At 54.3% G+C, this 6316-nt stretch carries 6 protein-coding genes; 4 read left to right on the top strand and 2 right to left on the bottom strand.

The features are described from left to right. Positions 1 to 380: 380 nt before the first annotated feature. From AC3WQH_RS19130 to AC3WQH_RS19115, 4 genes are all read left to right on the top strand, one after another. Positions 381 to 1055 (top strand): response regulator transcription factor, encoded by a 675-nt coding sequence (locus AC3WQH_RS19130; protein ID WP_429787724.1) that lies wholly within the window; start codon positions 381 to 383, stop codon positions 1053 to 1055. Further along, entirely contained in the window at positions 1055 to 2344 is a 1290-nt protein-coding gene (locus AC3WQH_RS19125; protein ID WP_310670286.1) for a sensor histidine kinase, read from the top strand. Before AC3WQH_RS19130 ends, AC3WQH_RS19125 begins: the two co-directional genes overlap by 1 nt. Positions 2345 to 2486: 142 nt before the next feature. Continuing rightward, on the top strand, positions 2487 to 2780 hold the full coding sequence (locus AC3WQH_RS19120; RefSeq protein WP_005832187.1) for a HesB/YadR/YfhF family protein: 294 nt from the start codon (positions 2487 to 2489) through the stop codon (positions 2778 to 2780). Positions 2781 to 2921: 141 nt separating this feature from the next. Next, entirely contained in the window at positions 2922 to 3830 is a 909-nt protein-coding gene (locus tag AC3WQH_RS19115; RefSeq protein ID WP_025845284.1) for a hypothetical protein, read from the top strand. A 75-nt stretch (positions 3831 to 3905) separates the two neighbouring features. Here the strand turns inward: AC3WQH_RS19115 and menC are convergent, their stop codons facing one another. Together menC and AC3WQH_RS19105 are read right to left on the bottom strand one after the other, a co-directional pair. Then, entirely contained in the window at positions 3906 to 5054 is a 1149-nt protein-coding gene (gene menC, locus AC3WQH_RS19110) for an o-succinylbenzoate synthase (protein WP_026558314.1), read from the bottom strand. A gap of 56 nt (positions 5055 to 5110) precedes the next feature. Next, positions 5111 to 6253: a M20 peptidase aminoacylase family protein gene (locus AC3WQH_RS19105; RefSeq protein WP_005832192.1), complete on the bottom strand. Its 1143-nt coding sequence runs from the start codon at positions 6251 to 6253 to the stop codon at positions 5111 to 5113. Between the last annotated feature and the right edge of the window lie 63 nt (positions 6254 to 6316).

Raw genomic sequence — 6316 nt, 5'->3', positions numbered from 1 at the left:
GTTGATAGGTTCGGTGTGGAAGCGCGGCAACGCGTGGAGCTGACGAATACTAATCGGTCGAGGACTTATCCACACATCTCTTAGCAAACATGCGTATTCAGTTTTGAAGGAATGAGAAAAAAGCTGTATTCTCCATTACTCACAAAAGTAATCGGGAATACAGCTTTTTTGCATAGATCAGGCAACAAGACAACGACGCTCTGCTTTTGGCTCTCAAATCTCATTCAAAAGAACGAATGCTCTAATGAAAGTGTCTGTCTACTCGCAAGCATTGTGATTCCGGTCGTTTATGCTATGCTGGATGAAATAACGATTCATGCTGGAAAAGAAGAAGCATATGAACAACAACAGCTAGCTGTTATAGATGAAAGGGGATATACATGCTGATTCTTGCAGTCGAAGATGAACAAGCCCTGCTACAGACTATTGCTGGCGTTTTGAGCGATGAAGGCTATCAAGTGGATACGGCTGATCGGGGAGATGATGGCTTGCTGCTGGTGCAGCGAGGCATTTATGATTTGCTTGTACTCGACATCATGATGCCGGGCATGGATGGCCTGACTCTGGTTAAAACGCTTCGTGCCAAAGGAATGATGACCCCTGTTCTGTTCTTGACGGCAAAGGACAGCGTCAAGGCGAGAGTCGAGGGACTGGATGCGGGAGCCGATGATTATCTGGTCAAGCCTTTTGCCGCAGAAGAGTTGACGGCGAGAGTGCGAGCCTTGCTGCGGCGCAACGGAAAGACCGGCACAGAAGGCGAAATGGCATACGGCCCGATTTCGTTAAAGGTAAATGAATACGACGGCTTTGTGGATGACGAGCCGATGAAGCTGACCACGAAGGAATACGAGCTGCTCAAATATTTTCTGCAAAATCGGGAGCAAATCCTGACGCGCCAGCAAATTTTTGACCGCGTATGGGGCATCGACTCAGAGGCGAATTACGGAGTAGTCGATCTGTACGTCCATTATTTGCGCAAAAAGCTGGGAGCTTACGAAAGCTACATTCGCACGATCCGCAACGTGGGCTACATTTTGAAAAAGGAAGAACGGTAATGTTTCGAAAAACGCGGATTCGCCTGGTGACACTGAATGTCGTCGTGGTATTTCTGCTGCTCAATGCGTTGGGGAGTGCCGTTTACTATACGATGAAGTATCGGCTGTACTCGCAAGTAGACCGAGAGCTGGAGAAGGTGAGTCAGCGGCTTACGGTAGACCCTCTGCCTCGCTTGCAGCGGATTAACGATGATCCTTTTCCTTACAATCGCCTGGAGCGAAAAAAGTACATGGATCTCGATCGCAGGTACGCCCTGCTGGTCTGGGATAGCTTTGGCCGGGTGATCGGAACGGCTTTTGGCGAGCGTCTGGAGCCGGAGGAGTTGCCGAACTTTTTCCATATCGGCAAGCCGGACGGCATCGAAACCGTGACGATCAAAGGACAGGTATATCGGGTACAGACGGTCACCGTGCCGAAAAAAGTCGTCGTGGGCGATCACTTGCAAGTAGCCTACCAGTTTCAGTTGATTTACAATCTGGCGCCCGAGCAGAACATGCTGAGCAGCCTGTTGTACGTCGTGGTCATTGGCGATATAGTGAGCATTGTCATTGCGATCATCGTCGGCTGGTTTTTGGCGAGACGCGCCCTCATCCCGATCCAGGTATCGTGGGAAAAGCAGCAGCAGTTTATTGCAGATGCCTCGCACGAGTTGCGCACGCCGTTGACAGCGATCATGGTCAATCTGGAGCGGCTGTTCCGCCATCCCGATCATACCATCGAGCAGGAAAGCGAAAAAATCATGATCGGCATGCAGGAGGCGAAGCGGTTGAGCAAGCTGGTAGCCGACCTGTTGACGCTCGCCCGCAGCGACTCCAATGAACTGCAGATTATGAGCAGAAAATTTCGGCTGGATGAGATGGTGCAGAAATGCACGCAAGTATTTTCCCAGCTCGCCATCGTGAAGGAAATCAGCCTGGAGACAGCGATTGAGGAGCCGCTGGAGATCGTCGGGGACGAGGAGCGCCTGCACCAGCTCATGGTCATTTTGCTGGACAACGCTCTCAAGTACACGAACAAAGGCGGCACCATTTTTGTTTCGTGCAAAAAAGAAGGAAACCGCGTCGCCATTCTGGTGAAGGACAGCGGGATCGGCATTTCCAAGGAGAACATTCCATTCCTGTTTGATCGTTTTTTCCGGGTGGACAAAATGCGTTCGCGTGCGACGGAAGGAACTGGGCTCGGCCTGTCCATCGCCAAGTGGATCGTGGACGCCCATCACGGCAAAATTACGGTAAGCAGCGAAGAAGGCATAGGAACGAGTTTTTTGGTTACACTTCCATTGAAGTAACAGAAGAAGACCGCTTTTCCGAAAAGGAAAGCGGTCTTTCTTTTCCGTTCCGCCGCATGGGGCGAGTGCGAATAATATACTTTTTTGCTTTACATATTTAGAAAGTCAGGTAAACTACAAGGGAAGAGAGGAGTGACGAGCGATGAAACTGACAGTAACGGCCCCGGCGGTAGCGTGGTTCAAGGAAGAGTGGGGATGCAAGGAAGGCGACAGCGTCCGCTTTTTTGTCCGCTATGGAGGCGTGAGCACGGTGCAGGATTCGTTTTCCATGGGGATTGCCAAAGAGCAGCCGAACGAAGTCGGGCTTTCTGCGGTAGTAGACGGCATTACCTTTTACATGGAGCAGGATGAGCTGTGGTATATGAATGGAAATGGACTGATCGTCGACTACCGACCGGCGACGGATGAAGTGGATTTCAAACTGGATGAAGCGTGAGCAAGCAGCGAATCGCTCAATCTGATACAAACGATACCGAAATGACTCCCGAGGCAGGAGTCATTTTATTTTTATACTTAACAAACAAAAATATTTATTATATTATGAATCTATACCTGATTGGAAAAAGGAGGATGGAGCATGCGGTTACTCGATTCGTATTTGGAGCTTGGCGTAGTGGGAATGGCGCGGGCCGCGCAGGCAGGCTGGTTTGGAGGGCATTACGGTGCGGCTTTGTTGGCGGGCTACTACATGGATCGCGAGCATGAGCTGCCTGAGCATGTAAAAGCAGGAATTGAGCGAACCTGTGAGGCGTTTCGGCGCTTGCAGCCGGAATGGTTTGCGCCGCTGGGTCAAGAGGAACAGGCTGATCCGGCTTTGCTGCAGCAGGTCGTTGACGGACTGACGCAAAATGTGAAGCAACTGCGGACATCCGGGCATGGACTGGCATTGGGCGTGCTGGCATTGAAGGCGTTGCGGGATCGGCCCGATCTGGTTCGTCCGAGCGTGGTCGCCGGATTGGTCGAAATGCTGAAAAAGACGACAGAAGACAGACCGACGCGCTATTGGGGCATCGACAGCTATTTTGCCGTCACAACTGCGGATGTGGCGGAGGAAGTGGCTCCGTACGACACAACCGAGGAGATGGCGCGAAGGACGTTTGCCGAGCTGCATACCGTCGTGCCGGGGCGAGTGATCGACGGGCAGCGCTACCACTTTGCAGGCGAGGTCGTCCACAGCGTGACGCACGCGCAAGCTTTGACGGACCTGGAGCGCTTCGGATACGGGGAGTTGGTACAGGCAGGCATCGTGAACCACCGGATTCAGACTTACCTCAATCGGCAGATGCCGGAGTTTGTTTTGGCGGATGAGGTGAAGGAGCCTGCGTTTGCGTACATTTTTTCGCCTGCATACTGGGAAAAAACGTACAGCGACCCGCATGCGCTGAAGCTTCCTTATGCGGCGCTTGATCTGCTCGGAAGACTGCCTGCCGGGGAGCGGCCGGATGCCGAACGCAATCTGTGCAAGCTGTTGACGACGATGGAGTAGACAGACGAGCAGACGGGCGTTAAAAAAACAGGGAGGCTGCTGTAGCGCTCCCTGTTTTGCCTGTGGCTATGTGGCCTACCAGTTCGGAATGACGGTAGTGGTAGATTCTTGATTCGCAAAGTAGCTCTTGTGCTGAACGAGTGCGCGGAGAATGGCGGCTTCATTGATTGTATAACCAATGCCGGCTCCGGTTGGAACGGCCAGTACGCCCGGCGAAACGAAATCGATCATCGGCGTCACTACATCCTCTGTAAAATAGCGGTGCGAAGGGGACGTGTCGCCCGGGATGGTGAAATTGGCCAGCGAAGCGATGGCGATGTTGTGCGCGCGGCCGATGCCGACTTCCTGCATGCCGCCGCACCAGACGGGAACGCCTTTTGCCGCGCACAGGTCATGGAGTTTCCTGGCATCGGTCAGGCCGCCGACACGCCCGATCTTGATGTTGATGATGCGGCAGCTTCCCAGTTCAATCGCTTTGCGCGCATCCTCCACCGTATGGATCGACTCGTCGAGGCAGATTGGCGTTTTCAGTTCTCTTTGCAATGTCGCATGGTCGATGATGTCGTCGTGCCCCAACGGCTGCTCGATCATAATCAGCCCGAAGTCGTCCAGTTGCTTCAGCATGTCGATGTCTGCCAGCGTATAGGCGGAGTTGGCATCGGCCATCAGCGGAACGTCGGGACCAAAGGTGTGACGGATCGCCCGGATCGGCTCTACGTCAAAGCCCGGTTTGATCTTGACCTTGATTTTTTTGTAGCCGTCGCGGATAAAGCTGTCTACGCGTGCAAGCAGCTTCTCGATCGTCGGCTCGATGCCGATGCTGACCCCTACGTCAATCGTCGTCCGGGTTCCGCCAAGTGCCCGGGAGAGGGACATGCCGTTCATTTTCGCATACAGGTCCCAAACCGCGCCTTCCAACGCTGACTTTGCCATCTGGTTGCGGCGCATCCAGGAAAAGATTTGCGATACTTCATCAGGGTGCTCGATTTCACGGGAAAAAAGTTGTGGAATCAAATACTTTTCCAGCATATACCAGACTGTATCGACATCCTCCTCGTTGTAGACCGGAACGTCCATCGCGACGCTCTCGCCGAAGCCGACATGTGTTCCGCTGTAGGCGCGGACGAGAATACATTCCTTGTGCGTCTCCAAGCCCATGCTGGTGACAAAAGGGGCTGTCAACGGGATTTTGATTCTTTGCAGATCGACGCGTTCGATTTTCATGACCATCTCTCCTCAGACTTGGGATTCGTATGAGCGATGGCGGCGCACAGGCGGATTTACTTGCCAGCGTGCCGCTCAAACGTGGTGAGTACTGTACGGGCCAAAATCTCGATCCCATCCAGCAGCGCTTCTTTGTCAAATGTCATCTGCGGATGGTGCAGGCCGGGTGCGAGGCCGCAGCCCAGTCCCAGCATCGTCGCGCGCAGGTGAGGGCGCTCCTTGGTGTAATAGTGAAAATCTTCCGCGCCTGGCGTCTGAATCGGCGCTTCCAGACGGTCTGCGCCGAGCGTCTGCACAATCGCCTCGGCCATGATTTGCCGCGCCTCTTCGTGGACTTCGGCGGCGTACACCCGCTCGGTGATGTCATAGGACAAGTCTACCTCATAAAGCTGGGCGACGTGCTGCAAAATGTGCTCGACTCTGGAAAACAGCGCGTCGATGACAAGGTTCGTCTGGGCGCGCAAGTCCAGGTGGAACTGGGCCGAGCCGGGAATGATGTTGCTGCTCTTGCTGCCCGCAGAAAGCTGCGTCATTTTCACGGAATAAGGGACGAGCGGATCGAGGTGAATCCCTTTGAGTTGCTCGACGATCGCCGCTGCCACCTCGATGGCATTGACGCCAAGGTGCGGGCGCGCCCCGTGGGCATCGTCTCCCTTGATTTGCCCGAAAATGGTGCCTGCCGCGCCGTGCATGATGGCAGAGGCAGCCGTGCCGCGCGGAATCTCCTGAACCGGGCGCAGATGGACGCCGTACAAATAGTCGATGTCGTCGACCACTTGTTTTTTTACCATAGCCAAAGCGCCGTTTCCGCTTTCTTCCGCCGGCTGGAAAATCAGCTTGAGGCGGCCGGGGAGCTGGATGTTTTGCGCCTGCAACACCATGAGGACGCCCAGCACCATCGTCATATGGGCATCGTGCCCGCAAGAGTGGTTCGCCTGGAAGACGCCGTTTACCTCCTGCCAGAGCGCATCCATATCTGCCCGCACGCCGACCGTCAATCCTCCCGGGGTCAAGTCTCCCCATTCCGCCACCACTCCGGTTACGTCGTCAAACGTCGTGACCCGGCAATGACGCTCCTGCAAAAAACGGGCGATATAAGCGGTCGTTTCTACTTCCTGCCAGCTAACCTCCGGATGTCGATGCAAATGCTCGTACAGAGAAAAAATGGCGGGCTGCAATTGTTTGATTGTTGTGCGCATGGTTCCTCCACAGGTTTGCGGCTGGGGCTGCGCCACAGCGGGGCGCATGCGACGCAAGCCAGC

The sequence above is a fragment of the Brevibacillus sp. FW301-21C12A genome (genome assembly GCF_058788915.1).
This window is presented reverse-complemented; position numbering and strand designations above follow the sequence as displayed.

What these genes read in the sequence shown, in the direction of transcription:
- AC3WQH_RS19130 (WP_429787724.1), top strand. Translation starts at nt 381, where the DNA reads ATGCTGATTCTTGCAGTCGAAGATGAACAAGCCCTGCTACAGACTATT.
- AC3WQH_RS19125 (WP_310670286.1), top strand. Translation starts at nt 1,055, where the DNA reads ATGTTTCGAAAAACGCGGATTCGCCTGGTGACACTGAATGTCGTCGTG.
- AC3WQH_RS19120 (WP_005832187.1), top strand. Translation starts at nt 2,487, where the DNA reads ATGAAACTGACAGTAACGGCCCCGGCGGTAGCGTGGTTCAAGGAAGAG.
- AC3WQH_RS19115 (WP_025845284.1), top strand. Translation starts at nt 2,922, where the DNA reads ATGCGGTTACTCGATTCGTATTTGGAGCTTGGCGTAGTGGGAATGGCG.
- menC (WP_026558314.1), bottom strand. Translation starts at nt 5,054, where the DNA reads ATGAAAATCGAACGCGTCGATCTGCAAAGAATCAAAATCCCGTTGACA.
- AC3WQH_RS19105 (WP_005832192.1), bottom strand. Translation starts at nt 6,253, where the DNA reads ATGCGCACAACAATCAAACAATTGCAGCCCGCCATTTTTTCTCTGTAC.